Origin of the sequence: Mesorhizobium sp. J428 (assembly GCF_024699925.1) — a bacterium.
In the GTDB taxonomy this organism is placed as follows: domain Bacteria; phylum Pseudomonadota; class Alphaproteobacteria; order Rhizobiales; family Rhizobiaceae; genus Mesorhizobium_A.
On sequence record NZ_JAJOMX010000001.1, the window covers coordinates 4,544,116 to 4,568,969 of the forward strand.

Sequence of the window (24,854 nt, forward strand, 5' to 3'; positions counted from 1 at the left end):
GGCATGAACGCCGTCCCGGCAAAGCAGCAGCTCGAACCGGTCTTTGCCCAAGTCGAGGCATGGCGGGGACGAATGCTGGATCTGCGCCCCGCTGCACCCGGCCTTGTGTCGCCATCGCATCGTGGAGTCGACAGCGAACGCTTCCTGCTCTCCGTCGATGGCGCCAGGCCGGAGCACCTGGTGAAGATCATCCATCCGGAGCACGCGACCTTCGTCGCGCTCGACCAGGTTCTCGCCGCGGCGCGTTCGGCGGCCGATCTCGGCTGCGGCCCACGGATCGTCGCTGCGGATCCTGCTCTTGGACGATGATCATGGACCATCTCGGCGAAGGGTGGCGCACCGGCTGTATGGACGACCTGCGCGACCTCGACGTGATGACGCGGGTCCTGGAACTCAAGGCGCGGATCCATGCCGGACCTGCCATGATCGCGACATGGAGCATATTCGATCGCCTGCGCACATTCGATGATGCCAGGCGCCAGGCCGGCGTCGAGGGACCGGACGACCTGTGGTGGATGCTCGATGCCGTCGCTGATATCGAGCAGGCGATCGATGCGGCGGGCATCGATGTGCGGCCAAGCCATGGCGACGGTCTTGCCTCGAACATCATGCTTGGCCCGGATGGCGCTGTGATGCTCGTGGACTTCGACGAGGCGCGCAACACCGACCCGTTCTACGAGATTGGCTGCCTGCTGAACGAGGCCTTTGCCTTCGATGACGAGATGGCACCCGCGCTCGAGCAATTCGAAGGCTCGTTTCGGCCGCAGACGCTCTCCCGTTGCCGGCTCTATGGCATCGCCGACGACCTCACCTGGGCAATATGGGCGCTGACGATGGACGCGACGTCGACACGCGGCGGAGTGGAATTTCTGAAATACGCGAACTGGCGCCTGCTGCGCTGCCGTCAGGCGCTGCTGCATCCGGATCTCGAACTTAAGCTGCGGACACTGTGAGGCGGATCGGATGGTGACGAAACGTCTGGGCGAAGCCGAAACCGCGGCCGAGCGCGAGATCGAAACTGCGCTTGCACAAGTTGCTGCTTGGAAAGGTGATGACCTGCGCTACGCTCCGGTGCACGGAGGCATCAGCAACTCGAACTGGCGTATCTGGGTAGGCGATTCCTCGCGCAGTTACTTCGTCAAGATGCCAGGCCACGGCACCGAGATGTTCATCGATCGCAAGGCCGCCGCACAGGCCAGCAAACGCGCGGAGAAGCTGGGCATCGGCCCCACGACATACGATCATCTCGAAGATCGGGATATCGAGATTGCCGACTTCATCGAAGGCCGCCGGCCGTGCACCAATCGCGACTTCCTGGAGCGTGACGCACGAGCGGCTGCGGTCGGCCTCTACCGCATCTTCAACAATTCCGGCCATCTCGATCTGACCAAGACAATTTTCGACATGATCGACGAGCATGTTGAGCAGGTACGGGAACTGGGCGGTGCCTTTCCGGCCGATTTTGCCTGGTTGCATAAACAATACAGGCTGGCGCGTGCGGCACTTGAGGCATCCGGCATCGATCTCGTGCCCTGCTTCAACGATCCCATGCCGGGCAATTTTCTGATCGCCGACGACCGGTCGATCATGCTCATCGACTACGAATATGCGTCCAACAACGACCGCTGCTACGATCTCGGTATCTGGTGCGGCGAGATGTTCTTTACCGATGCGATCGAAAACGAGGTGCTTGAAGAATATTTTGGCTCGGTCAGCCCGCAGATGAAGGCCCGCCTGATCGTCCATCGTGCGCTGGCCGACATAAAATGGTCGACCTGGGCAATGGTGCAGCGCGTCGTCTCCTCGCTCGATTTCGATTTCTACAAATACGGCGCCTGGAAGCACATGCGCGCGAGATCGGTGATGCACGATCCGCGCTGGGTCGATTACCTGCGCGCTGTCTGACCGCTCATATATCCGGGAACCGGTAGTCGAAGCCGCGCAGCGTCTCGAAATATGCGGCCAGGCCAAGGATCGCCTCGTCACGCCCCTTCGCAGCGATGATCTGCAGGCCGACCGGCAGTCCGCTCCGGGTAAAGCCGCAGCAAATCGACGCCGCAGGCCAGCCGACCTGGTTCACCATCGCCGTGAAATTGACGTGCACCGTAGGCCGGTCAAGGTTCGGACCCGTCACATCGGCGTCAAAGCCGGCCATCGGCAAGACCGGAGCCAGCACGAAGTCGTAAGCCGACAGTCCGGCCGCATATTGCGCCTTCGCCTTCTCCATGTTGGTGGCGGATTGCAGGTAGTCCTTGGCCGAAACCGCATCGCCGAAATCGCAATAGCGGCCGATGAAATCGATCGTCTCCACGCGTTTCTCCGGCGCCAGTTCGTCGCGTTCCATCGCCGCGCGAACGGAGAAGAGGCGGTCGAAATCTCTCGAAACGTCGAAGTCGATCGGGGGCGCGATGTTTGAGAGCGATGCACCTTGCGCGGCGATGAGCCGGGCCGCGTCTTCGACGATCTGCGCCACCTCATCCTCGACCTTCGGGCCGTAGCCCATGTCGAGAAGCAGACCGAGCCGCAAGCCCTCGGGCGAAAGCGGTGACACCGACGATGTCGTCGGGCCGCCGGGCTCGCTGGTGCGAACATCCGGCCGGCTGACTACCGAAAGCAGCAGTGCGGCATCGGCAACGGTGCGGGTGAGGGGGCCGGCGACGCGCAGGCTGCTGACCGGCGTGTGCGGCACCAGACCGGTCGTTGGCTTGTGGCCGAACAGTCCGCATTGTGCCGCGGGCAGACGGATCGAGCCGCCGAGATCCGAGCCGATCGTGAGCGAACCTACCCCGGCTGCCACTGCGGCCGCCGCACCGCTGGAGGAGCCGCCGGTGTTTTTCGATCTGTCCCAAGGATTACGGGTGACTCCATGGGCCGAGCTGACACCCGAGGCCAGAAGCCCGAAATCGGGCATCGTCGACTTGCCGAAGATGATCGCACCGGCATCCTTCAGCCGCGCGGTCGGCGGCGCGTCGTGATCCGACACCGTCCCGATGCGCGCCTTGGTGCCGCGCCAGTATTTCCAGCCCTCGGCCGCGACGCTGTCCTTGATCGTGACCGGTATTCCATCGAGTGGCCCGGCCGGCTCGCCTTTGGACCAGCGCGCTTCGGATGCTCGTGCCTGGTCCATCGCGGCCTCGCCCCTGACCTCGAAGAGCGCGTTGATAAGGGGATTGACGGCCTCGTTTCGCTCAAGCGTCGAGCGCATAGCTTCGACGGGGGAAAGAGTCCGGCTGCGGTAGGCATCGAGCAACTCGACAGCAGACAGTTTCCAGGCGCTCATTCGACCTCTCCATGTTCAATTTCAGGGCACGTCTGCCGTTGCGACAAGGCAGTTGAATGCTTGTGCGGCAATCGTTGCGACTGCAGCCTGAAATTACGTTCGCTTTCTGCTTTAAGTCCTTGACCAAGCTTGGATATTTTGGGAGAAATTTGCGGACAACGCAAACAAAAAAGCCGACGGGAATAGCTTTAAAGGCCGTGATTTCGACATAAGCGCACGTGGGGACGTCGTGGCAGATAATTTCGGATCCACCGAGGCGCGGCTGGCGCGCGCCATGGCAAATACCTCGCAGTTTTCGGGTGCGACGGTGCTGTCCGCGACGACCATTCCGGCGATTGCGATGCCGATGCATATGGGGCTCGACGCCGTCTCCTGTCTGGTCGCCGGTGCGGACGGCACGCCGCTCGCCTTCGCCAAGACCTTTCGCGACGGCGCGCTCGATCCCTTTACTTTCGAGGGCGCCGCGGAGGCTGCGCGGAGAGCGGGCGCCATCGGAATTGGCCCAACTCTCCTGGGTCACGACGTCGCCGAACGCGTCCTGTTTCTTACGCCAGCCGTTCCGGACTGGCATATGGTCCTGGCGCGCGAGGCTCAGCGCAAGGACACCAAGGCGGCAATTGCGGCTGCAAAGAAGCTTTGGCACAGCCAGCCATTGCTTGGTGTCGACTTGTCAGTCTTCGATCTGGCGAGAATCTTTACTGAAAAGCTGAAGCCGCACATCGAGGAGGGGGCCGCCGATCCGCTTCCGTTCAAGGGCAGCATCCCCTTCGCGGCCATGTGTGACTGGATCGAGCATATCGAGGTGGCATTCAGGGCCGCCGGCAGCGACCGTGTGCCGATCCATGGCGAGAACACGGTGTCGAACATCCTGGCGAATGAACGCGGCGAGGTTCTGCTTGTCGATTTCGACCGCGCGGTCGACGCCGACCCGCTCTTCGATCTCGGCGGTCTGATGCACGACCTGTGCCGCGAGGATCGCGAGCGGATGGAACTCGTCGAGATGTATGCCGGACGGCCTGACGAACGCATCCTTGCGCGCATGAAGCTTTACAGCCTGGTCGACGATTTCGTCTGGGGCTGCTGGGCGCTGCTGTCCGAGCTCGACGGCAGGCGAGGCGGGCCGGAATACTACAAATATGGCAACAACCGCTTCGTGCGCCTCGGCTTTCATCTGCAGATTTTCGACGTTCCGAACCTTCTCCTCAAGATCTAGCGCAGGGAGACGATCCAGATGAGCACGATCGCCATCGAAGCTGCCATCGCCAAGGTCGATTTCCTCGCGGGCCAGCCGCTCAGGGTGGAGCGCATAGCCGCCGGGATCACCAATCTAAACTGGCGACTGACCCATGCGGACAATGGCGAGGTCTTCTTTCTGAAGATCCATGGGCCCGGCACGGAGAGCTTCATCGATCGCAAGGTGGCGCACGAAGCCGCTCTCAAGGTTGGTTCGACCGGTGTCGGGCCCCAACTGTTGTTTTACGATCCGGTCGACGGGATCGAGATCTACGAATACCTGCATGGCTTCAAGAGCTGCAGCGTTCGCGACACGCAGCACCCGACAATTCGCGAGAACATCATTCGCGCCTACAAGCAGGTGCATTCCACCCAGCAGCTTGCGATCGCGAAGGATGGGTTCGCGCAACTGGACCAGCACCTGGCGCGGCTGCGCACGATGGGCGCGGAGTTTCCCCATGACTTCGAACACATGCTGTGGCAGCGCGAGCGGGCGGAGCGCGCCGTGCGCGCCTCGGGAATCGACTATGTCGCCTGCTTCAACGACGGCTATGTGTCGAACTACATGTTCGACGATCGTCTCGACGTGAAGATCATCGACTGGGAATATGCTGCCAACAACGATCCCTACTGGGACCTCACGATGTTCAGTTGGGAGAACTTCTTCTATGACCCCAAGAACCGTCGCGAGGTGATCGAGATATATGAGGGGCACTATCGCGAGGACATTGCCGCGCGCCTGCATCTCTATACCGGCGTGGCGAGTGTCGTCTGGGGCCTATGGGCGACATATCAGAGCATGACATCGTCGATCCCGTTCGATTTCGGCAAGTATGCCGATCTCATCTTTGCCCGCGGGCGCCTGGCAATGCTGATGCCTGAATGGGACATCGCACTGTCCTCGGTGTAGCAGACGGCGGCCACCGAAGGTCCGGGGTTCAATCCCCCGCCGAGGGCACCAGAACGTCTCATTCGGGCGGACAGAACGCGGCGTGGAGCGCTTCAACCACGGTCAGCACTTCCGGGCGGGTGACCCGGTAGAACACCGTCGTGCCGACGCGGCGCGCCTCGACAAGGCCGTCGGCGCGCAGGCGCATCAACTGCTGCGACATCGGCACCTGTTCGATCCCGAGTTGGTCGCGCAGCTCGGCGACGGTGCGTTCGTCTCGTCCGAGAGCGCATAAAATCAGCAGCCGCTGCGGGTGAGACAGGCTCCTCAGCAGGTCCGCCGCCTGTCCGGAAGCCGGGATCATTCTTTCTACATTCATAACATTGAATTTATGATATTTGAATGTTAGACGCAATCCGGGCCGGTTGCCGCAAGGGAGAGGCGCGAAGCCGGAATTGCGCAAGATCAAGGAACACGCCGCGGAAGTCGTCAACAAGAATACAGGCGGCAAGTTGGAAGAAATCGATGTCACATATCGTCGTTCTCGGCGCCGGGCTGGGCGGAACCATAATGGCATATGAGATGCGGGAGAAGCTGCGTCCCGGCGACAGCCTCTCGGTGATCAATCTCGGCGCGACCTATTCCTTCGTTCCGTCAAACCCCTGGGTCGCGGTCGGCTGGCGCGACCGGGAGGACATTTCGGTCGATCTTACGAAGGTGTTTGCCCGGCGCGGCATCGCGCTTCGCCCCGAAGGGGCCCGCAAGGTCCATCCGAAGGAGAACCGCGTCGAGCTGAATGACGGATCGTTCGTCGACTACGATTACCTGATCATCGCCACGGGTCCGGAACTCGCCTTCGACGAGGTGCCCGGCCTCGGTCCGGCGGGATTCACCCAGTCGGTCTGCCACATAGATCATGCGCTCGCGGCGAAGCCGAAATTCGACCAGCTGCTGAAGAAGCCCGGACCGATCGTGGTCGGCGCGGTCCAGGGCGCGTCCTGCTACGGTCCCGCCTACGAATTCGCCTTCATTCTCGACACCGCCCTGCGCCGGGCGAAGATGCGTGACCAGGTGCCAATGACCTTCGTCACGCCCGAGCCCTATGTCGGCCATCTCGGCCTCGATGGGGTCGGCGACACCAAGTCGCTGCTGGAAAGCGCCATGCGCGAGCGGCATATCAAGTGGATCACCAACGCCAGGGTGACGTCGGTCGACGAAGGGCTGATGCATGTCGAGGAGGTGAACGAGGACGCCACGGTCAAGGCCAAGCACGATCTGCCCTTCGCCTATTCGATGATGCTGCCCGCCTTCCGCGGCGTCTCCGCGGTCGCCGGCGTCGAGGGGCTGGTCAATCCGCGTGGCTTCGTCACGATCGACAAGCACCAGCGCAATGCCGCCTATCCGAATGTCTTTTCGATCGGCGTCTGCGTCGCCATCCCGCCGGTCGGAAAGACGCCGCTGCCGGTGGGCGTGCCGAAGACCGGTTTCATGATCGAGTCGATGGTCACCGCCACTGCGGAAAACATCTCTTCTCTTCTGCGCGGTGAGGAGCCGAAAGCGGTCGCCACGTGGAACGCGGTCTGTCTGGCCGACTTCGGCGACGAGGGCATCGCCTTCGTCGCGCAGCCGCAGATCCCGCCTCGCAACGTCAACTGGTCTTCGCAGGGCAAGTGGGTCCATGCCGCGAAGGTGGGCTTCGAGAAGTATTTCCTGCACAAGGTGAGGCAGGGCAAGAGCGAGACGTTCTACGAGGGCCTGGCGCTCGACATGCTCGGCATCAAGAAGCTCAAGGCCATCCATATCGAGCCGGCCGAGTAAGCCGGTCTTCGCAGGTTGGTGCGGCACCTGGCGGCGCGGCGTTGCGGCCGCGCTGTGATTCCGCCGGTTTGTATTTCCGTCGTTTGCACTATTTGACAGTTGCGACGAGGCGGTGCCGGGTCGACACTGCAGCAAACCGGTGGTCCGGGTGCCAAGGGGTGACGACGATGGAAACCCGTCCGATATTCGCGACCGACACGACGGCGCGCTTCCTGATCATCGACGACCATCCGCTGTTTCGCGAGGCGCTGCACAGCGCGGTGAGCATGGCCTATCCCAAGGTGGAGACGATCGAGGCGACGACGGTCGCCGAGGCGCTCGATACGCTGAAGAGCGGCGAGCCGTTCGACCTGGCGTTGCTCGATCTCAATATTCCGGGCGTGCAGGGGTTCGACGGACTGCTGCAGATCAGAACCAGCCATCCGCGCCTGCCGGTCGTCATCGTCTCCGGTCACGAGGACAGCCGCATCATCTCGCAGGCGCTGTCCTACGGCGCGGCGGGCTTCATCCCCAAATCCAGCCGCAAGGCGGATCTTGCCTCGGCGATCCGCGACGTGATGGAGGGCGCAGTCTATGTGCCGCAGTCCTATCAGCCGCAGCCGGGTGCGGCGCGCGACGAGGACCGGTCCGACCTGATCCGCCGGCTGGCGACGCTGACGCCGCAGCAGATGCGGGTTCTCAACATGCTGCGTCAGGGCCTGCTCAACAAGCAAATCGCCTACGAGCTGCAGGTCGGCGAAACGACGGTCAAGGCGCATGTCTCGGAGATCCTGCGCAAGCTGCACGTCTACAGCCGCACGCAGGCGGTGATCGAAGTGTCGCGCCTCGACCAGGCGGAGCTGTTCCGCGACGCGGACACCTGTATCTGAGACCTACGCCAGAAGGTGCGCCATCAGCGCGCGCAATTCCGCCGGCTTGACCGGCTTGTGCATCAGCTCGATGCCGGAGCGGCGCGCTTCCGAGGCCAGCATGCCCGACGGGTCGGCGGTGACGAGGAGTGCCGGGATCGAGCGCGCGGCCTTGATCCGCAGGTGGCGGATGGTCTGCGAGCCGAGGTCGCCGTGGTCGAGGTGCTGGTCGGCGATGATGAGGTCGGGCCGCCATCCGTCGTCGAGGCAGCCGAGCGCGCCGTTGCGGTTGGACGCCACCTTCACCTCGCAGCTCCAGCGCGACAGCAGCGCAGCCATCGCTTCGCGCACCGACTGGTCGTTCTCGACCACAAGCACCCTTGTGCCGTAGAGCCCGTAGCCGCGGGGAGGGGCGGGCGGTGCGTCAGCGCGGCCGTTGCGGTAGGGCATCGTCGAGACCGGGGCGAGGATGTGGAAGACGGTTCCCCTGCCGAGCCGCGAGGTGAACGAGATTTCATGCGAAAGCGCGTTCACCAGCCTGCGCACGATCGACAGGCCGAGGCCGAGGCCGGCGCCCATGCCGGCGCGGTCACCCTCGAGCGCGTTCGCCCCGCGGTGGAACTCCTCGTAGACGGCCTCGTGCTGGTCAGGCGGAATGCCGGTGCCGGTGTCGACCACGTTCACCAGCACGCGGTTGCCGCGCCGTCTCGCGCCGACGAGCACGCCGCCTTCCTCGGTGTAGCGCAGCGCGTTGGAGATGACGTTTTGCAGGATGCGGCGGAACATCGACCTGTCGGTGCGGATGACGGCGTCGGTCGGGCGGAAGCGCAGGTCGAGGCCGCGCTTGGCCGCAACGGGACTGAAGTCCGATTCGAGCGACTGGAACAGCGGCTGCAAGGCCACGTCGCCGATCTCGGCACGCACCACGCCGGCGTCGAGCTTCGATATGTCGAGGAGGGTGCGAAGGAGATCGTCCATCGTCTCCAGCGCCCGCTCGACCTGCGCCACCAACTCCTTGCCCTCGGTGGTGGTCTGCAGCTCCGACAGCGCGGAGACCGACAGGTGGGCGGCGTTGAGCGGCTGGAGCACGTCGTGGCTGGCGGCGGCGAGGAAGCGCGTCTTGGAGAAGTTGGCGCGCTCGGCGTTCTCCTTTGCTGCGACGAGGTCGATGTTGGACTGCTCCAGCCTGCGCAGCGCGCCGCGCAGCTCCTCCGTGTGCTGGCGCACGCGGCCTTCGAGGTTGATCGCGGTCTGGAACAGCGAGAAGGCATTGCCCTGCTGGTCCATCGAGCGTTCGACGCGGCTGATCAGCGCCTGGTTGATGCGCCTGAGCCGCTCGACGTCGTCGATTCCGGAAATGCTCATCACTCGGCCGCGAGCCTGTGTCCGAAGGCGATGCCGGTGAAAGTCTGGTTGAGATGCATCGAGCGGTACTGCTCGCCATAGGTGCCGAAGCCGATGACGTTGTTGGTGCGGTAGAGCTCCGACATCTCGCGGAAGACCTGACGGTTGCGGGCATCGAGGCGGCGAAGCGCGCAGTCGAAGCCGAGCACCATGTCGATGCCGCCGAGGCGCTCGCCGACGTGCCGCAGCGCCTCGCGCGTCGATTCGACCATGCCCGTGGGCTGGGCGATGGTCAGCACGATGCCGTCGTCGATCGCGCAGAAGAAGGTGAGGGACCCGTCGGCATTCACCTTCTGGATCGAACGGCAGTAATATTCGCCGCCGACGCGCACCACGACCGGATGTGACGCGAAGCTCATCGGCGACAGCGAGCCGGCGTCGATGCCGATGGCCGCGGCGAACTCGTCGGCCGCGCCAGCCGCGTTGAACTCCTTGACGATCCGCCTGTCGGGGTCGGATGCGGTCACCACCAGCTTTTCGCCGGTGGGCACGAAGTTCTCCGACTTGAAGACGTGGAAGGGCAGGTCCGTGGCCACCAGTGCCACGATCGCGCAGTCATGCGCAACGACCCCATTCAGGATCAGCGTCGTGGTCTCGAACTTCATGTCGTCGCCGGCCGAGCCGCCGATCAGCGGGATGTTGTCCAGTCCCCAGTGCAGCGCCGAGGTGACGGCCTCCTCGGCGAACGACATGCCGTCGATGAAGCAGAGCGCGAAGGCGTCGAGGCGCCGGGCGAATTCCTCGCGCTCGCGCCGCACGCGCTTCAGCATCTCGACCTGGACGGTAATGTCGCTCATGCCCGCAGTTGCGAGGTCGCGGACCATGATGGCCTCGACGCTGAAGGAGGCGGCCGGCAGTAGGATCGCCACCGCCTGGCCCTCTTCCAGGCCTTCCGGTGTGATCTCGCCCGCGGTCGAACAGGCCGCATAGGACAGCCACGGCGCGTGGCGCCTCAGCGCCGCGGCGAGCTGGTCCGGATCGATCAGGGCCTGGGAGAAGAAGATCAGCGCGAAGGCGGCACCCATCGCGTGGGCCTCGCCGCCAATATCGCGCGCAAACAGGTCGACCTCAGGGGAGTCGGTCGACAACGCGACGACTCCGCAGCCGTAATGTGTTCTCGACAGAGCCAGCGGCGTTCCTCCCGAAGAAGCCTTGTTCGCTCGAATGTCGTGTCCGTTGCCGGATCGGCAGCCATCATATTCGACACAATCGGCGGGCTTGGCAATGGCGCGATTGCCGGGCTCTGACCGAAAGTACAATATACGCATACCGGGTCGGATAGCATTGTCGCCCATGTGATTTGGAAGGCGCAGAACGGGCTTCGACCGTCGCTCTCCAATCCGGCCGGCACGGGGAGGTTTCGTGGCGGCTCGTCCAAAGGGAGGTTTCATGTCTGACGTTTCGCTGGTCGTGAACGGCCGAAAAGTGTCTGGCAGCGTCGAGGATCGTACGCTGCTCGTTCATTTCCTGCGCGAGCATCTGGGGCTCACGGGCACCCATGTCGGCTGCGACACGTCGCAGTGCGGCGCCTGCGTCGTCCATGTCGACGGCAAGGCGGTGAAGTCGTGCACGATGCTTGCGGCGCAGGCGTCCGGGTCCGAGGTGGTCACGATCGAGGGTCTTGCCAACGGCGCCGAGCTGCATCCGGTGCAGGCGGCGTTCAAGGAGCATCACGGCCTGCAATGCGGCTTCTGCACGCCCGGCATGATCATGGCGGCGACCGATATGATCCGCCGCCACCCGGAGGGCCTCGACGAGGCCACCGTGCGCGCCGAGCTCGAGGGCAATATCTGCCGCTGCACGGGATACCACAACATCGTCAAGGCGGTGCTCGCAGCATCGAAGACGATGTCGAAGGGCAAGGGCAAGGCGAAGGCCGCTTAGGTTGATGGTGAAGAGCGAATGGTGACTGGTCGACTGCCCCGAGGCCTCGACCGCGCCATTCACGATTTTCCATTCACCATTCACCGACTGAGGGAGGATTCTGATGGGTATCGAAGGCATCGGCGCACGCGTTGCGCGTAAGGAAGACCGCCGGTTCATCACCGGCGCGGGCCGCTATGTCGACGACATGGTGGTGCCCGGCATGAAGCACGCCGCATTCGTGCGCAGCCCGCATGCACATGCCGAGATCAAGAAGATCGACGTCAGGAAGGCCAAGGCGATGCCGGGCGTGATCGACGTGCTGGTCGGCAGGGAACTGAAGGCCGACGGCATCGGCAACCTGATCTGCGGCTGGATGGTCCATTCGAAGGACGGTACGCCGATGAAGATGGGCGCCTGGTCGCCGCTGGCGGTGGACCGCGTGCGCTACGTCGGCGACGCGGTCGCGATCGTCGTGGCCGACACCAAGGGCCAGGCCCGCGACGCGGCCGAGGCGGTCGAAGTGACCTACAAGGAACTGAAGTCGGTGACGGCGGCAGTCGACGCGCTGAAGAAGGGCGCGCCGCAGCTTCACCCCGAGGCCGACGGTAACCTGATCTACGATTGGGAGATCGGCGACGCGAAGGCGACGGACGAGGCCCTGTCCAAGGCGGCGCATATCACCAGGATGCACATCGTTAACAACCGGCTCGTGCCGAACGCGATGGAGCCGCGCGCCGCTCTCGGCCACTATGACCGCGCCGAGGACCACTATACCTGCTGGACGACCTCGCAGAACCCGCATGTCGCGCGGCTGGTGATGAGCGCGTTCTACAATGTCGCTCCCGAGAACAAGCTGCGGGTCATCGCGCCGGATGTCGGCGGCGGGTTCGGCTCGAAGATCTTCATCTACCCGGAGGAGATCGTCTGCCTGTGGGCGTCGAAGAAGACCAACGTTCCAGTCAAATGGGTGGCGGACCGCACCGAGAGCTTCCTGACCGACGCACACGGCCGCGACCACGTGTCCGAAGTGCAGATGGCCTTCGACAAGGACAACCGGATGATCGGCCTCAAGGTCGACACCATCGCCAATTTCGGCGCCTACATGTCCCTGTTCTCGTCGTCGGTGCCGACTTACCTCTACGCCACGCTGCTGTCTGGGCAGTACAACATCCCGGCCATCCATGCGAACGTCCGCGCCGTGTATACGAACACCGCGCCGGTCGACGCCTATCGCGGGGCAGGGCGGCCCGAGGCGACCTATCTGCTCGAGCGCACGGTGGAGACCGCGGCGCGCGAACTGGGCGTCTCGCCGGCCGAGCTGCGCCGCAAGAACTTCATCACCTCGTTCCCGCACCAGACGCCGGTGATCATGTGCTACGACGCGGGCGACTACGCAGCCTCGCTCGAGGCGGCGATGAAGGCGGCCGACTATGCCGGCTTCGAAAAGCGCCGCGCAGAGGCCGCGAAGAAGGGCAAGCTGCGCGGCATCGGCATGTCGAACTATATCGAGGCCTGCGGCATCGCGCCGTCGGCCGCGGTGGGCTCGCTCGGCGCAGGCGTGGGCCTGTGGGAATCGGCCGAGGTGCGCGTCAACGCCGTCGGCACCGTCGAAATCCTGACCGGCTCGCACAGCCACGGACAGGGCCACGAGACGACCTTCGCCCAGCTCGTGTCCGACCGCTTCGGCCTGCCGATCGAGCAGGTCTCGGTGGTGCACGGCGACACCGACAAGGTGCAGATGGGTATGGGCACTTACGGCTCACGCTCCGGCGCGGTCGGCATGTCGGCCATCGTCAAGGCGCTCGACAAGGTCGAGAAGAAGGCGAAGAAGATCGCCGCCCACCTGATGGAGGCCGACGAGGGCGACATCGTCATCGAGAACGGTGTCGCCAAGGTGGCCGGCACCGACAAGAACGTGCCGTGGTTCCAGGTGGCGCTCGCCGCCTACACCGCGCACAACCTGCCGGGCGGCATGGAGCCGGGCCTGAAGGAGGGCGCGTTCTACGACCCGTCCAACTTCACCTTCCCCGCGGGCTGCTACATCTGCGAGGTCGAGATCGACCCCGAGACGGGCGTGACTGACATCGTCCAGTTCGTCGCGGCCGACGATTTCGGCAACATCATCAACCCGATGATCGTCGAGGGCCAGGTTCACGGCGGCATTGCGCAGGGCGTCGGCCAGGCGCTGCTGGAAGGTGCCTATTACGACGGTGCCTCGGGCCAGCTCGTCACGGCGAGCTACATGGACTACACCATGCCGCGCGCCGACGACCTGCCGTCCTTCCAGGTGTCGACCTCGAACACGCCGTGCCCGGGCAATCCGCTCGGCATCAAGGGCTGCGGCGAGGCCGGCGCGATCGGCTCGCCGCCGGCGGTGATCAACGCGATCACCGATGCGATCGGCACCAACGACCTGACCATGCCGGCGACGCCCCAGAAAGTGTGGGCGGCGATCCGCGCGGCCAAGAAGCACTGAGGACACGACCATGTATTCACTCAACTATCACCGCGCCTCCTCCGTCGCCGACGCCGTGAAGCAGCAGAAGAAGGGCGAGGACGCGAAATACGTCTCGGGCGGCATGACGCTGATCCCGGCAATGAAGTCACGGCTGGCGGCCCCGTCCGACCTCGTCGACCTGACCCACATCACCGACATCAAGGGCATCAAGGTGTCGGGCAAGACGGTCACGATCGGTGCGGCCACCACCCATGCCGAGGTGGCGACCGACGCGAAGCTGAAGGCGGTGTGCCCGGCGCTCAGCTTCCTCGCCAGCCATATCGGCGACCCGCATGTGCGTCACCGCGGCACGATCGGCGGCTCGATCGCCAACAACGACCCGGCTGCCGACTATCCGGCCGCGATGCTGGCGCTGGGCGCCACCATCATCACCAACAAGCGCGAGGTGCCGGCTGACAAGTTCTTCACCGGCCTGTTCGAGACCGCGCTGAAGGACGGCGAGATCGTCACCGGCGTCTCCTTCACCGCGCCTGCCAAGGCGGGCTACGAGAAGTTCCGCAACCCGGCCTCGCGCTATGCGATCGTCGGCGTGTTCGTGGCCAAGGGCAAGGACGGCGTGCGCGTGGCGGTGACGGGCGCTGGAGACGACGGCGTCTTCCGCGCCAAGGGCATGGAGGCGGCGCTCGCCAAATCCTTCGATCCCGCCGCGCTTGATGGGCTGGCGATCCCGGCGTCGAGCCTGATGTCGGACATGCATGCGTCGGCCGAATATCGCTCGAGCCTGGTCACCGTGATGGCCAAGCGCGCGGTGGCCAAGGCGAACGGGTAGCGGCTTTCCTCCCGCGACGTGCAAGGGGGCCGCTCGGCCCCCTTGTGCTTTTGGAAGACAGAGCTTCCGGAGCCACTGGACCAAGCATATCCTCCGCGCCCCCCTTTCCCAGGCTGGTGTAGCGCCCTATCCTGAACACGACTGGCCGGCTGCGCCCGACGACGCGGAGGCTGTTTTTCCTTCCGCGCTCTCGGCATCGGCGCCCGCCGGACCTCGCGACGGAACGGGCGGCCGCGGAGCTTTCCGCGGGCGGTGGAATCCGGAGCAAGCCCTTGGACGCACGAGTGGAGACAGCGCAGGCCGCCGACGGCCTTGAGGCGCCGAGGCGCTACTGGGCCTGGACCGCGGTGCTGCTGACCATCACGCTGGCCGTGCTCGACAGCACCATCGCCAACGTCGCGCTGCCGACCATCTCGGCCGACCTGAACACCAGCCCGGCGGTGACGATCTGGATCGTCAACGGCTACCAGCTCGCCATCGTCGTATCGCTTCTGCCCTTCGCCTCGCTCGGCGAGATTTACGGCTACCGCCGCGTCCAGTTCGCCGGCGTGGTGGTGTTCACGCTCGGCTCGCTCGCCTGCTGCTTCGCCGGCACGCTGGCGGAGCTGACGACCGCGCGGGTGGTGCAGGGCTTCGGCGCGTCCGCCATGATGAGCGTCAACGCGGCGCTGCTGCGCTACACCGTGCCGAGCGCGAAGTTCGGATCGGCGATCGGCCTGAACGCCATCGTGGTGGCTGCCGCCGCGACGCTGGGGCCGACGCTGGCGGGCTTTGTGCTGACCTTCGCCAGCTGGCCGTGGCTCTTCGCCATCAACGTGCCGCTGGGCATCGCCGGCGCGCTGATCGGCTTCTTCAGCCTGCCGGACAGCGACCGCACCTCGCGCCCCTTCGACTGGCTGAGCGCGCTGCTGTGCGCCGGGACCATCGCGCTGGCGATCCTGGTAATCGACAGTGTCGGCCACGAGCTGCCGCTCGCGCTGGTGGCGGCCGAGGCCGTCGCGCTGGTGGCGCTCGGCATCCTGCTGGTGCGGCGCGAACTCGGCACGACCGACCCTCTCGTGCCGCTCGACCTGTTGCGGCTGCCGGTGTTCAGCCTGTCGATCGCGACCTCGATCGTTTCCTTCATGGCACAGATGCTCGCCTTCGTGTCGCTGCCGTTCGTGCTGCAGTCGACCTTCGGCTTCTCGCCGCATGAGGTGGGCCTTCTGATGATGCCCTGGCCGCTGGCGCTCGCCGTGTCGGCGCCGGTGGCCGGCCGGCTGTCGGACCGCTATTCGCCGGCGATCCTCGGTGGCATTGGGCTCGTGCTGCTCGCGGGCGGGCTCGCGGCTCTTGCACTGCTGCCCGAAAGGCCCGCGGCACTGGACATCGCCTGGCGCATGGCGCTGTGCGGCGTCGGCTTCGGCATGTTCCAGTCGCCCAACAACAAGGTGCTGATCGGCGCAGCACCCCGTCGGCGCTCGGGCGCGGCGAGCGGCATGCTCTCAACCGCGCGGCTCGCCGGGCAGACGGTGGGCGCGGCGTTCGTCGGGCTGATGATGGCGCAGATCGGGATTTCCGGCGCTACGCTGGCGCTGGCGGTGGCGTCGGGGCTGGCGCTGCTGGCGGCGGTCGTGTCGCTGTCGCGGCTCGGCGCGTTCAAGGCGGCGGGGTGAGCGTCCGGTTCGCGTCGCGAATTCGTCATGCCGGTGGCATGACGAAAGGGCTCGAACGGGCGGGAGCTGCCGCAGGCAGCGGGCCCCGCCCCGGGGGGCGGTCGGTGATCGGCCATTCAACGCCGCCTTGTTCCTGCCGATTTCGGAATCTGTTATCGTTACGTAAGGTCGCCGGCGCGCGGCGCGGCGAGATGATGGGTCGAGGGGGAACGATGGCAGATTTTCCGCTTGTTTCGGAGCGCATGAACCGGCGCGCCTTCCTGGGCGCGGCGGCGGCGGGGGCGGCAGGTCTGTCGCCGACGCTGCAGGCGATAGCGCAGACGGCGCCGGAGCGGAAGCAGCCGGCGGGACCCCCCGACTTCGGCAGCCCGGCGCAGATGTATGCCGCTCGCGTCGACGCCGGCCACAGCCTGCCGGCGATCCCGGTGGAAAAGCTCAACAAGCGTTTCATCCGCCAGGTCGTCATCGACCCGACCTTCGAGAAGCCGGGCACGATCGTCGTCGATACCTCGACGCACTTCCTCTATTTCGTGCTGCCGGACCGCAAGGCGATCCGCTACGGCGTCAGCCTCGGCAAGGCGGGCTTCGACTGGACCGGCACGGCGACCGTCCAGTTCAAGAAGGCCTGGCCGGTGTGGACGCCGCCGCCCGAGATGATCAAGCGCCGTCCGGAACTGGCCAAATATGCCAACGGCATGCCGCCCGGCCCGCAGAGCCCGCTGGGCGCCAGGGCGCTCTATCTGTTCAAGAACGGCCAGGACACGATGTATCGCCTGCACGGCTCGCCCGAATGGGACTCGATCGGCAAGAACGCTTCCTCGGGCTGCGTGCGCTTCATCAACCAGGACATCATCGACCTGTTCGCCCGCGTCAGCGGTCCGACGACGGTGCATGTGCGGCACTCGATGTATCTCGGCGCGAACGCCGGCGGCGCGGGTTCGGCGAAACCCACGACCGAGGCGATCGATTCCGGTGTCCCGGAGGGCGCGGAGGCGTTGTAGGGAAGCGCTTCCTTCTCCCCGTTCACGGGGAGGTGCCCGAAGGGCGGATGAGGGGCATAGCGAGCTTCGAAAGCTGGCGCCGCCCCTCACTGTCCTGCCGCGCGAGATCGTCTATCGCAGCGTTTCTGCGGAAGAATGCGGGATCGTTCCTGAGGGTTCGCCTTTCCCATAAGAAGGACCGTTGCTTTCAGTAGGTATCGCGCCGTGGGATCGCCGCAGCCAGCAGGCCTTGAGGATATCGTGGCGGGGTCTGGCTCACGCGTCCATGCAATCTTAAGTTAATCTATTTGCACGTTACTCGCATGAAGAGTATAATATTCGCTACGCGTGGCATTGCGGGGGCGAGCGAATGGCTATCAACCGACAGTTCTTCTTCGATCAGACCCGGGCGACCCTGTTCGACGGGGCATTCAAGCAGGCCCAGGTCGACGGCCTGACCGCGATCCTCGACAAATGGGAGAAAGAAAGCCCCAACGCGGACGATCGCTGGCTGGCGTACATGCTGGGCACGGTTCACCACGAGTCGGGGCGGACGATGCAACCGGTGCGCGAGACCTTCGCAAACTCCGACGCAAAGGCGATCTCGATCCTCAACAAGGCGTTCGGCGCGGGGAAACTCACATGGGTGAAGAAGCCCTATTGGGTCCTGGACTCGGAAGGGAAGTCCTGGCTCGGGCGAGGGCTTGTCCAACTGACGCACAAGACAAACTACGAGAAGCTGAGCAAAGCCATCGGCGTGAACCTTGTCCAGGATCCGACGCTTGCGATGGACCTGGACGTAGCGCTGAAGATCATGTTCGTGGGCATGCGCGACGGCCTCTTCACGGGTATCGGCCTCCCGGACCGCTTTTCCAAGACCGTCGAGAGGTGGCGGGAGGCGCGCCAGATCATCAACGGCCTCGAGCGTGCCGATCTCGTCGCCTCCTACGGCAAGGCTTACTACGCCGCCATCAGCTATACGGTCGGACCGTGAGGCGCGGGATCGTCATGGCCGGAATTGCCGTGGCCGCCAGCGGGGCCGCGACGGCGCGCGATCTTCCCGATGGGCTTTCCTGCCGCGCGCAGGTGGTCTTCCACTGCGGGTCAGGCTGCGAGGACAACACCATGCCGGCCGACCTGTCGCTCGACCTGAAGGGCGGGACCGGCAGCTTCTGCCGCGGCAGCGGCTGCGTGGAGGGCGCCCTGTCGGTTCTGCCCCTGGAGGGACAGCACGACCGGGAACGCTACATCGTATTCAAGCTCGCCGGGTCGGCGCCGACAGTGTTCTCCGTGTCGGGCGTCGTGCTGCCCGATGGAAAGAACTTCGCCGCAACTTCGGATGAGATCGGAGACATGGCCGGGAACTGCGAATAGGGGCGGACGGCGCGCGTCATGGCGGTCGCGCAGCATCTTCCCTGGTGACCGGAGGTCAGCGGGGATCCACTGACCGCCGGAATCCCGGCGCGAGAAGGGCCAATCGCCAACAGGAACGGATACCGGGTCGCCTCCGGCGCCGGTATGACGGAAGGCGGGTGGAGGCGCCAACCTCAAAGTCGCCTGACCGGAGAGACAGTGGGTAGACTGTGCGGCCTATTCCTTCATGAAGCGGTCGAACGCGTCCTTGAAGTCCGGGTGCCAGCGTGAGAGGGCAGGGCGGTTCTCGATGATGTCGCCGATCGCCCAGGCCATGCGGCGCTCGTCCATCGCGCGGGTGACGTCGTTGTCGGGGCACAGGATGTAGAAGTCCCCGCGCGCCAGGCTTTCCAGCATGAAGTCGACCACCTGCTCGCCCGTCCAGGCGCCGGCCGGCTTGGTCGTTGCGCCCTGCGTGATGCCGGTGAAGGTGAAGCCGGGGATCAGGAGATGGGCGCTGAGACGGTCGCCCACCTCCTCGCGCAGCGCATGCTGTAGGCCCTCGGTAAAGGTTCTGAGCGCCGTTTTCGAGACGTTGTAGGCGAGATTGCCGGGCGGCGTGGTGATGCCCTGCTTCGAGCCGGTGTTGACGATCATGCCGGGTTTTGCCGAGGCGATCATGCGCGGCGCGAACGCCTGGACGCCATGGACGACGCCCCAGAAGTTGACGTCGATCAGCGTGCGCCATGCCGCGAGATTCTCCCACGGCTGGCCTGGATTGGCGCCGATGCCGGCATTGTTCATCAAGAGAGAAACCTCGCCGAATGCATCGTAGGCGAGGTCGGACAGGGCCACGAGGTCGGCCGGGTTGGCGACATCGACCGTCGCCCCGCGAATGGCCGCGGCCCCGCGCGGGGCAAGTGCCGACACGGCTTCCACCGCCGCGGCGGCATTGGCGCGGTCGGCCAGCACGACATTCATGCCGCGCGCCGCGAAGGCTTTCGCGGCGGCGAGCCCAATGCCGCTGGCGGCACCCGTGATGGCGGCAGTGCGGTCGGCGGCGAAGATGTCGGAGGCCTTGGGCATGGGGAACTCCTTGGCGAGAGGGGATGTCCGGCGTGGGATCATAGGCAGGAGGAGCCGGGCCGCAAGCCGTATCGCCTGAGGCGGGACAAGGCAGGCAAACGGGAAGCAGGTGACTGTGAGGTCATGTCATATCGCGTGCTGTTGCGTCGGGGCGTGTCGCTCGACATCGGGCGGCTACAGGCGCCGGCCATTGTCGCCGGATGGTGTATCGGTCGATCGCGAGGAGGCTTGGGGTGGGATGAAACGGCTGCCGGTGTTCGCATTGCTCGGGCCGCTGTCGTGCTGGCTGCTCGTCGTCGCTGGCGCGTGGATCGTCTTCGGGGGCGGGCCTTTGGACGAGGGCGGGCAGATGTTCGTCGGCGGGCTGTTCGGCACGTTCGGCGTGATCCTGCCCTTCATGCTGGCGCTCGCCTGGGTGGACGGTCGGCTGTCCCGCGTCCGCTGGCGCATCCCGGCGGTGGCGCTCGTCGCCTTCGTCGTGTCGGTGGCGGTGTTCTTCGAACTGACGCGGGAGAGCGGGTCGGCGGAAAACTGGGGGTATTTCCGGCAAGTACTGGTGGATGATGGGACTGGTGCTCGCCCTGCCGGCGGCGCTGTGTGCGTGGGTGGCGGGATTGTATGCCCCGGCCACGCCGCGATGACTTATGACCGCAGGCCATAAGCGCGGCGCGATCTATATCGGCGTCACTGGCAGTCTGGCCCGGCGTATCCCGGGCCACAAGGAAGGGCGGAGGCGCCGCCTGAGGCCCAGACAGCGCGCGTCAGTCGATGATCTCGCCGCCGCCCTCGGCCTTCATGCGGGCGAGGCCCTCCTTCATCTGGCGAAGCCGCTCGGGCGGGTGGCCCTGCCATTTCGTCACCTCGGCGACGATGCGCAGCGGCTCGCGCGAGCGGTAGGACATGGTCGGATTGCCGGGGAACTTCTTGTCCGTCAGGTTGGGATCGTCCTCGACCGGCCCGGTCGGCTCCACGACATAGATCCGCTCCGGCCGGTCTCCGGCCGCGAGTTCTGCGCCCCAGACCGCGGCGTCCAGCGTCGCCGAAAAATACACCCAGGACAGCGGCCCGGCTTCGGTGAAGTTCGATCCGTGGCCGACGACGATGAAGCCTCCCGGCTCCAGATCGGCCTTGGTGCCGTGGAAGAACGACTGCGCGAACATGCTGGGCGTGGCTGACATCGGTGCTCCGCTCGTTGAAATGAATCGAGCCGCCCGATGGCAGGCGGGCGGCTGGTTTGACGATGGGGAAGGGTGCAGATAGGCGGGGTGGGGGGTATTTCAAGGGGGCGGGCGCGTGGGAAGGGCGCAATCTCTCCCCTTGAGGGAGAGAAAGCAATTTCAACATCTTAGCCGCAGGCTAAGTGTTAGAAATTGCAAGTGAGGGGGGCGGGGCGTATCAGTTGGGCGGCCCTCCGCTATGGCTGCGGGCGTTCGCGCCCTTTGGAAGTCCGCTGGACCTTCGCCGCCGGCGGACCGGGCGCTCACCCCCTCTCTTGCGAAATCTAGCACTTAGCTTCGCTAAGACGCTGATTTCGCTTTCTCCCCCTCAAGGGGGGAGATCGAGGCGCGGCGGCTGAGCGCTTCTCTCTCCCCTTGAGGGAGAGAAAGCAATTTCAACATCTTAGCCAAAGGCTAAGTGTTAGAAATCGCAAGTGAGGGGGCAGTTCCCGGCGCACCGGCGTCTCACCCCCCTCTCTTGCAAATTCTAAGGACTTGGCTTCGCCAAGCCCAAGAATTTGCTTTCTCCCCCTCCAGGGGGGAGATAGACGCGCTCCGCCGCCTTCGGTAGTTTTCCACCGGGGGAGCGGGACATGGGGCAGCGGGTTCCCAGGCGGCATCTGGAGTTCGCGCGGCAGATGCGCGCCGAACCGACCAAGGCCGAGAACATCCTGTGGCAGGCGGTGCGCAACCGCCGGCTCGAAGGGCTGAAGTTCAAGCGGCAGCAGACCATTGCCGGCGTCATCGTCGATTTCGTCTGCTTCGAGGCAAGGCTGATCGTCGAGATGGACGGCGGCCAGCATTCCGGCTCGACGCGCGACGCGGTGCGGGACGACCGCTTTGCGGCGGCCGGCTATCTCACACTGCGGTTCTGGAACGACGAGGTCGAGCGCAACATCGATGGCGTGTGCCATACGATCCTGGCGGAGGCGCTGCCGAGAAGACGCGACGTCTGAGCGCCTATCTCCCCCTTGAGGGGGAGAGAGCGAAATCAGCATCTTAGCGAAGCTAAGTGCTAGATTTCGCAAGAGAGGGGGCGGGGGTGTGGCTGCCGCCCTCCGCTATGGCTGCGGGTGTTCGCGTCCTTTGGAAGGTCCACCGGACCTTCGCCTTCAGTGGACCTGACGTTGCCCCCGATCAGCCCTCATTCATAACTGGACTCTGTTCTCCTTGTGGTCCGATCTGGACCGGTTTGCAAACTCGTTCGGGGTGAGGCCACGCAGGCTCGTGTGTGGCCGGTGCTCGTTGTAGTCGATCCTCCACTCTTCAATGATGCGGCGTGCCGCTGCCATGCCGCGGAACAGGTGCTCGTTGAGGCATTCGTCGCGCAAGCGGCCGTTCAGGCTTTCGACGAAGCCGTTCTGGGTCGGCTTGCCCGGCGCGATGTAGTGCCACTCGACGCGGTTGTCCTCCTGCCACTGCAGGATCGCCCGCGACGTCAGCTCGGTGCCGTAGCACGTCGGGAAGAAGATTGTTTGGGAAGGCTATGGCCTCCTGCGCAGCCTTCAAAATAGCGCAGCAGGTGGCCATAGCCGGGTCTCGGGTCTCTACAGTGGTTTTGCGAACCACACCGTAAAGGAGACCGGCCATGACCATCGCCAACACTATCCCCGTTTCGCCCCTTCTTGTAGCCATCGACATTTCCAAACACCGGCATGAGGTGCTGATCGCGGTTCCCGGTAAAGCGCGCCGGCGCCGATTGGCGATCCGGAACAGCCTCGAGGATTTCGAGCGACTGATCGCGGTTCTTCGCCAGTATGGCTTGCCGGTCCGGATCGGATTCGAGGCGACGGGCAATTATCATCGGGCACTCGCGCATCATCTGGGCGCAGCCGGTTTCGAGCTGAAGCTGATCTCCTCGGTTGCCCTCGCTCGGACGCGGGAAGCCCTTCACAACAGCTGGGACAAGAACGACCCAAAGGACGCCCAGGTCATCCTGCGCATGCTGGAGATCGGCGCGGTCCAGTTTTTCCACGATCCGCTGATCGCGGGCACGAACGACATTCAGGAGCTTTCCAAGACGCACGAGATCATCTCGCGCTCCAAGACCGAACTCTGGCACCGGATCCTGACCCACTACCTGCCGCTGTATTTCCCTGAAGCCGAGCGGTTCCATCGCAGCGCACGCAGCGACTGGTTCCTGGCCTTTTTGGAACAGTTCCCGTCGCCGCACATGATCTCGGCAATGACGAAGGAGGCCTTCATTGATGCCGCCTGGAACGTCGTCGGCCGGAAGGTTTCCAAAACGCTCCTGCTTTCAGATATTTACGAGTCTGCCAAAGACTCTGTCGGCTTACCTGTAGCAGCAGAGTCCGATGCCTTGCGGATGTTCCGGCTGGTCCTCGCCGAGGGTCGCGGCTTGGTGCGCCAGCGCGATGAGGTCGAGAACCGCGCTGTGGAACTGCTGTCCGACCATCCCGACTACCAGCTACTGGTCACCGTTCCGGGCATTGGGCCGATCAACGCCCTGACCATTCTCGCCGAAGCCGGCGATCTGCGCCGTTTCGGGCATCATCGCCAGTTCCTAAAGTTCTGCGGCATGGATCTCGCCACCGTGCAATCAGGCATGTTCCGAGGACAGAGCAAGATCTCAAAATATGGCAACGCCCGGCTTCGACGGACCTTCTGGATGGCAGGGCAAACCGCAGTGCTACACCGAACCAACAGCTTCCGCGATAGGTTCGAGCGCTACATAGCCAAGGATCGGCACAACGCTCACCTGCGTCGCAAAGCCTATACCGCAATCGCAGCCAAGATGGCGCGTACGTACACGCCGTGATCAAACACGGCGAACCCTATCGTCCCTTCTTCGAGGGGGCGAGCCCAGGCGGAAGAACCCTTTTCTGACAAGGGCCGTGGAGGCAGTTCGCTGACCTCGTAGATAATGTTCAGGTCTTCCGCTTGGGATTCAGGATCTCGTCTTAAGGACGGTGAGAGCCGCCATCGTGCGTACTCTGTGTTTGCTATGGGAGAGACCGCTTCTTGACGGCGGAGCCCGCCTGGGCAACTTTATCAGGGTATCTGATCGCTCAGATGCCCCGTGACCTGACGCCCGATACCGCCAATTCTTCCCAACATAGGACGTTGTCGGAGACGATCATCAGCGGTCGGCCGCGCGTCTCGACGATGGCGTCCAGTTCCCGCGCCACCCGCATGCCCGACAGTGACGTGTCGACCACGAGTGCCAGGCACTCCCGAGTGAAGTCGTCGACCACCACCAGGACGCGGAAGCGTCTGCCATCGGCGAGCATGTCGGATACGAAGTCCAGGCTCCATCGTTGGTTTGCTCCCTGCGGCAGCGTCATCGGCGCCCGCGTGCCCAGCGCCCGCTTGCGGCCGCCGCGCTTCTTCACCGTCAGCCGCTCCTCCCGGTATAGCCGGAACAGCTTCTTGTGGTTCAGTTCGATGCCCTCGCGCCGCAGAAGGATGAGCAGCCGCCGATAGCCGAACCGACGCCGCTCAAGCGCCAGCTCTTTCAGCCGCGCCCGCACCGCGGCATCGTCCGGTCGCCGCGACGCATAGCGATAGGTCTTCGGGTCGAGCCCGACCAGACTGCAGGCACGCCGCTGCGAGTAGCACTTCTCTTCGATCGCCCAGGCCACGAAGCGCTTCCTTGTCCTGGGCGTCAGAACTTTCCCAGTGCTTCCTTCAGCGTCGCGACGTCCAGCATAGATTCCGCTAGTAGCTTCTTCAGCCGCCGGTTCTCGTCCTCGAGGCTCCTCAGCCGCCGGGCGTCCGACACTTCCATGCCGCCATAGCGATTACGCCAGTTGTAGAAGGTCGCCTCCGAGATCCCGTGTTTGCGGCACAGCTCTGCCGTCGGGATTCCCGCCTGGTGCTCCTTCAGCACGCCGATGATCTGGTCTTCCGTGAACCGGCTTCTCTTCATCTCCGTCTCCTTTCGACGGAGTCCAGTTCAAACCGAGGGCATTCCAGGG

The 24,854-nt window shown here is 64.6% G+C and carries 22 protein-coding genes and 3 pseudogenes; 17 read left to right on the plus strand and 8 right to left on the minus strand.

All coding sequences use genetic code 11. The features are described from left to right. Positions 1-3 precede the first annotated feature (3 nt). Genes LRS09_RS22850 through LRS09_RS22860 form a run of 3 tightly spaced genes read left to right on the plus strand, consistent with a single transcriptional unit; the run spans position 4 to position 1,905 of the window. The gene (locus LRS09_RS22850; RefSeq protein ID WP_257809275.1) at positions 4-309 is read left to right on the plus strand and encodes a hypothetical protein; all 306 of its coding nucleotides are present in this window, start codon (positions 4-6) and stop codon (positions 307-309) included. Positions 310-311: 2 nt separating this feature from the next. Further along, positions 312-953: a phosphotransferase family protein gene (locus LRS09_RS22855; protein ID WP_257809276.1), complete on the plus strand. Its 642-nt coding sequence runs from the start codon at positions 312-314 to the stop codon at positions 951-953. A 10-nt stretch (positions 954-963) separates the two neighbouring features. Next, complete coding sequence (locus LRS09_RS22860; RefSeq protein ID WP_257809277.1) at positions 964-1,905, plus strand: choline kinase family protein; 942 nt, start codon at positions 964-966, stop codon at positions 1,903-1,905. A 4-nt stretch (positions 1,906-1,909) separates the two neighbouring features. On the opposite strand, the gene LRS09_RS22865 is transcribed toward LRS09_RS22860, so the two are convergent. After that, positions 1,910-3,280, minus strand: coding sequence for an amidase (locus tag LRS09_RS22865; protein WP_257809278.1), 1,371 nt, complete (start codon positions 3,278-3,280; stop codon positions 1,910-1,912). A gap of 229 nt (positions 3,281-3,509) precedes the next feature. Here LRS09_RS22865 and LRS09_RS22870 point away from each other — a divergent pair, with 229 nt between their 5' ends. Both LRS09_RS22870 and LRS09_RS22875 read left to right on the plus strand, forming a co-directional pair. After that, positions 3,510-4,493 (plus strand): phosphotransferase family protein, encoded by a 984-nt coding sequence (locus LRS09_RS22870; RefSeq protein ID WP_257809279.1) that lies wholly within the window; start codon positions 3,510-3,512, stop codon positions 4,491-4,493. A gap of 18 nt (positions 4,494-4,511) precedes the next feature. Next, on the plus strand, positions 4,512-5,423 hold the full coding sequence (locus LRS09_RS22875; RefSeq protein WP_257809280.1) for a choline kinase family protein: 912 nt from the start codon (positions 4,512-4,514) through the stop codon (positions 5,421-5,423). Between the two features lie 58 nt (positions 5,424-5,481). Here the strand turns inward: LRS09_RS22875 and LRS09_RS22880 are convergent, their stop codons facing one another. After that, positions 5,482-5,766 carry a helix-turn-helix transcriptional regulator gene (locus LRS09_RS22880; protein ID WP_257809282.1) on the minus strand — a complete coding sequence of 95 codons (285 nt, stop codon included), beginning with the start codon at positions 5,764-5,766 and terminating at the stop codon, positions 5,482-5,484. Between the two features lie 161 nt (positions 5,767-5,927). Between LRS09_RS22880 and LRS09_RS22885 the strand changes: the two genes are divergently transcribed. Both LRS09_RS22885 and LRS09_RS22890 read left to right on the plus strand, forming a co-directional pair. Next, complete coding sequence (locus LRS09_RS22885) at positions 5,928-7,220, plus strand: NAD(P)/FAD-dependent oxidoreductase (RefSeq protein WP_257809283.1); 1,293 nt, start codon at positions 5,928-5,930, stop codon at positions 7,218-7,220. Positions 7,221-7,387: 167 nt separating this feature from the next. Beyond that, positions 7,388-8,089, plus strand: coding sequence for a response regulator transcription factor (locus tag LRS09_RS22890; RefSeq protein ID WP_257809284.1), 702 nt, complete (start codon positions 7,388-7,390; stop codon positions 8,087-8,089). A 3-nt stretch (positions 8,090-8,092) separates the two neighbouring features. On the opposite strand, the gene LRS09_RS22895 is transcribed toward LRS09_RS22890, so the two are convergent. Both LRS09_RS22895 and LRS09_RS22900 read right to left on the minus strand, forming a co-directional pair. After that, the gene (locus tag LRS09_RS22895) at positions 8,093-9,433 is read right to left on the minus strand and encodes a hybrid sensor histidine kinase/response regulator (protein WP_257809285.1); all 1,341 of its coding nucleotides are present in this window, start codon (positions 9,431-9,433) and stop codon (positions 8,093-8,095) included. Further along, positions 9,433-10,560, minus strand: a complete 1,128-nt coding sequence (locus LRS09_RS22900) for an FIST N-terminal domain-containing protein (protein ID WP_308240335.1) — start codon at positions 10,558-10,560, stop codon at positions 9,433-9,435. Before LRS09_RS22900 ends, LRS09_RS22895 begins: the two co-directional genes overlap by 1 nt. 301 nt (positions 10,561-10,861) lie before the next feature. On the opposite strand from LRS09_RS22900, the gene LRS09_RS22905 reads away from it, so the two are divergent. The 7 genes from LRS09_RS22905 (at position 10,862) to LRS09_RS22935 (ending at position 18,634) form a co-directional block, all read left to right on the plus strand. Further along, positions 10,862-11,356 carry a (2Fe-2S)-binding protein gene (locus LRS09_RS22905; protein ID WP_257809286.1) on the plus strand — a complete coding sequence of 165 codons (495 nt, stop codon included), beginning with the start codon at positions 10,862-10,864 and terminating at the stop codon, positions 11,354-11,356. 103 nt (positions 11,357-11,459) lie between these two features. Continuing rightward, entirely contained in the window at positions 11,460-13,814 is a 2,355-nt protein-coding gene (locus LRS09_RS22910) for a xanthine dehydrogenase family protein molybdopterin-binding subunit (protein ID WP_257809287.1), read from the plus strand. Positions 13,815-13,824: 10 nt separating this feature from the next. Then, positions 13,825-14,625, plus strand: coding sequence for a xanthine dehydrogenase family protein subunit M (locus tag LRS09_RS22915; RefSeq protein WP_257809288.1), 801 nt, complete (start codon positions 13,825-13,827; stop codon positions 14,623-14,625). Positions 14,626-14,897: 272 nt separating this feature from the next. After that, positions 14,898-16,280, plus strand: a complete 1,383-nt coding sequence (locus tag LRS09_RS22920; RefSeq protein WP_257809289.1) for an MFS transporter — start codon at positions 14,898-14,900, stop codon at positions 16,278-16,280. 212 nt (positions 16,281-16,492) lie between these two features. Next, complete coding sequence (locus LRS09_RS22925; RefSeq protein WP_257809290.1) at positions 16,493-17,281, plus strand: L,D-transpeptidase; 789 nt, start codon at positions 16,493-16,495, stop codon at positions 17,279-17,281. A 349-nt stretch (positions 17,282-17,630) separates the two neighbouring features. Continuing rightward, positions 17,631-18,254 carry a glycoside hydrolase family 19 protein gene (locus LRS09_RS22930; RefSeq protein WP_257809291.1) on the plus strand — a complete coding sequence of 208 codons (624 nt, stop codon included), beginning with the start codon at positions 17,631-17,633 and terminating at the stop codon, positions 18,252-18,254. Between the two features lie 14 nt (positions 18,255-18,268). After that, positions 18,269-18,634: a hypothetical protein gene (locus LRS09_RS22935; protein ID WP_257809293.1), complete on the plus strand. Its 366-nt coding sequence runs from the start codon at positions 18,269-18,271 to the stop codon at positions 18,632-18,634. Between the two features lie 216 nt (positions 18,635-18,850). Here LRS09_RS22935 and LRS09_RS22940 read toward each other — a convergent pair whose 3' ends face one another. Further along, entirely contained in the window at positions 18,851-19,699 is an 849-nt protein-coding gene (locus LRS09_RS22940; RefSeq protein ID WP_257809294.1) for an SDR family NAD(P)-dependent oxidoreductase, read from the minus strand. A 238-nt stretch (positions 19,700-19,937) separates the two neighbouring features. Here LRS09_RS22940 and LRS09_RS22945 point away from each other — a divergent pair, with 238 nt between their 5' ends. Continuing rightward, complete coding sequence (locus LRS09_RS22945) at positions 19,938-20,360, plus strand: hypothetical protein (protein WP_257809295.1); 423 nt, start codon at positions 19,938-19,940, stop codon at positions 20,358-20,360. A 100-nt stretch (positions 20,361-20,460) separates the two neighbouring features. Here the strand turns inward: LRS09_RS22945 and arr are convergent, their stop codons facing one another. Beyond that, the gene (arr, locus tag LRS09_RS22950; protein ID WP_257809296.1) at positions 20,461-20,877 is read right to left on the minus strand and encodes an NAD(+)--rifampin ADP-ribosyltransferase; all 417 of its coding nucleotides are present in this window, start codon (positions 20,875-20,877) and stop codon (positions 20,461-20,463) included. Positions 20,878-21,509: 632 nt separating this feature from the next. Here arr and LRS09_RS22955 point away from each other — a divergent pair. Further along, on the plus strand, positions 21,510-21,872 hold the full coding sequence (locus LRS09_RS22955; protein WP_257809297.1) for an endonuclease domain-containing protein: 363 nt from the start codon (positions 21,510-21,512) through the stop codon (positions 21,870-21,872). Between the two features lie 192 nt (positions 21,873-22,064). On the opposite strand, the pseudogene LRS09_RS22960 reads toward LRS09_RS22955, so the two are convergent. Then, a pseudogene (locus LRS09_RS22960) lies at positions 22,065-22,367 on the minus strand (transposase); the annotation flags it as partial. Between the two features lie 137 nt (positions 22,368-22,504). Between LRS09_RS22960 and LRS09_RS22965 the strand changes: the two are divergent. Then, positions 22,505-23,789, plus strand: a pseudogene (locus LRS09_RS22965) (IS110 family transposase). A gap of 192 nt (positions 23,790-23,981) precedes the next feature. Here LRS09_RS22965 and LRS09_RS22970 read toward each other — a convergent pair. Next, positions 23,982-24,805: pseudogene (locus LRS09_RS22970) on the minus strand (IS3 family transposase); the annotation flags it as partial. Positions 24,806-24,854: the final 49 nt, after the last annotated feature.

Excerpts from the sequence above, each read along its gene's own strand:
- LRS09_RS22850 (WP_257809275.1), top strand. The coding sequence starts at position 4 with ATGAACGCCGTCCCGGCAAAGCAGCAGCTCGAACCGGTCTTTGCCCAA.
- LRS09_RS22855 (WP_257809276.1), top strand. The coding sequence starts at position 312 with ATGGACCATCTCGGCGAAGGGTGGCGCACCGGCTGTATGGACGACCTG.
- LRS09_RS22860 (WP_257809277.1), top strand. The coding sequence starts at position 964 with ATGGTGACGAAACGTCTGGGCGAAGCCGAAACCGCGGCCGAGCGCGAG.
- LRS09_RS22865 (WP_257809278.1), bottom strand. The coding sequence starts at position 3,280 with ATGAGCGCCTGGAAACTGTCTGCTGTCGAGTTGCTCGATGCCTACCGC.
- LRS09_RS22875 (WP_257809280.1), top strand. The coding sequence starts at position 4,512 with ATGAGCACGATCGCCATCGAAGCTGCCATCGCCAAGGTCGATTTCCTC.
- LRS09_RS22880 (WP_257809282.1), bottom strand. The coding sequence starts at position 5,766 with ATGATCCCGGCTTCCGGACAGGCGGCGGACCTGCTGAGGAGCCTGTCT.
- LRS09_RS22885 (WP_257809283.1), top strand. The coding sequence starts at position 5,928 with ATGTCACATATCGTCGTTCTCGGCGCCGGGCTGGGCGGAACCATAATG.
- LRS09_RS22890 (WP_257809284.1), top strand. The coding sequence starts at position 7,388 with ATGGAAACCCGTCCGATATTCGCGACCGACACGACGGCGCGCTTCCTG.
- LRS09_RS22895 (WP_257809285.1), bottom strand. The coding sequence starts at position 9,433 with ATGAGCATTTCCGGAATCGACGACGTCGAGCGGCTCAGGCGCATCAAC.
- LRS09_RS22905 (WP_257809286.1), top strand. The coding sequence starts at position 10,862 with ATGTCTGACGTTTCGCTGGTCGTGAACGGCCGAAAAGTGTCTGGCAGC.
- LRS09_RS22910 (WP_257809287.1), top strand. The coding sequence starts at position 11,460 with ATGGGTATCGAAGGCATCGGCGCACGCGTTGCGCGTAAGGAAGACCGC.
- LRS09_RS22915 (WP_257809288.1), top strand. The coding sequence starts at position 13,825 with ATGTATTCACTCAACTATCACCGCGCCTCCTCCGTCGCCGACGCCGTG.
- LRS09_RS22925 (WP_257809290.1), top strand. The coding sequence starts at position 16,493 with ATGGCAGATTTTCCGCTTGTTTCGGAGCGCATGAACCGGCGCGCCTTC.
- LRS09_RS22930 (WP_257809291.1), top strand. The coding sequence starts at position 17,631 with ATGGCTATCAACCGACAGTTCTTCTTCGATCAGACCCGGGCGACCCTG.
- LRS09_RS22935 (WP_257809293.1), top strand. The coding sequence starts at position 18,269 with ATGGCCGGAATTGCCGTGGCCGCCAGCGGGGCCGCGACGGCGCGCGAT.
- LRS09_RS22940 (WP_257809294.1), bottom strand. The coding sequence starts at position 19,699 with ATGCCCAAGGCCTCCGACATCTTCGCCGCCGACCGCACTGCCGCCATC.
- LRS09_RS22945 (WP_257809295.1), top strand. The coding sequence starts at position 19,938 with ATGAAACGGCTGCCGGTGTTCGCATTGCTCGGGCCGCTGTCGTGCTGG.
- arr (WP_257809296.1), bottom strand. The coding sequence starts at position 20,877 with ATGTCAGCCACGCCCAGCATGTTCGCGCAGTCGTTCTTCCACGGCACC.
- LRS09_RS22955 (WP_257809297.1), top strand. The coding sequence starts at position 21,510 with ATGGGGCAGCGGGTTCCCAGGCGGCATCTGGAGTTCGCGCGGCAGATG.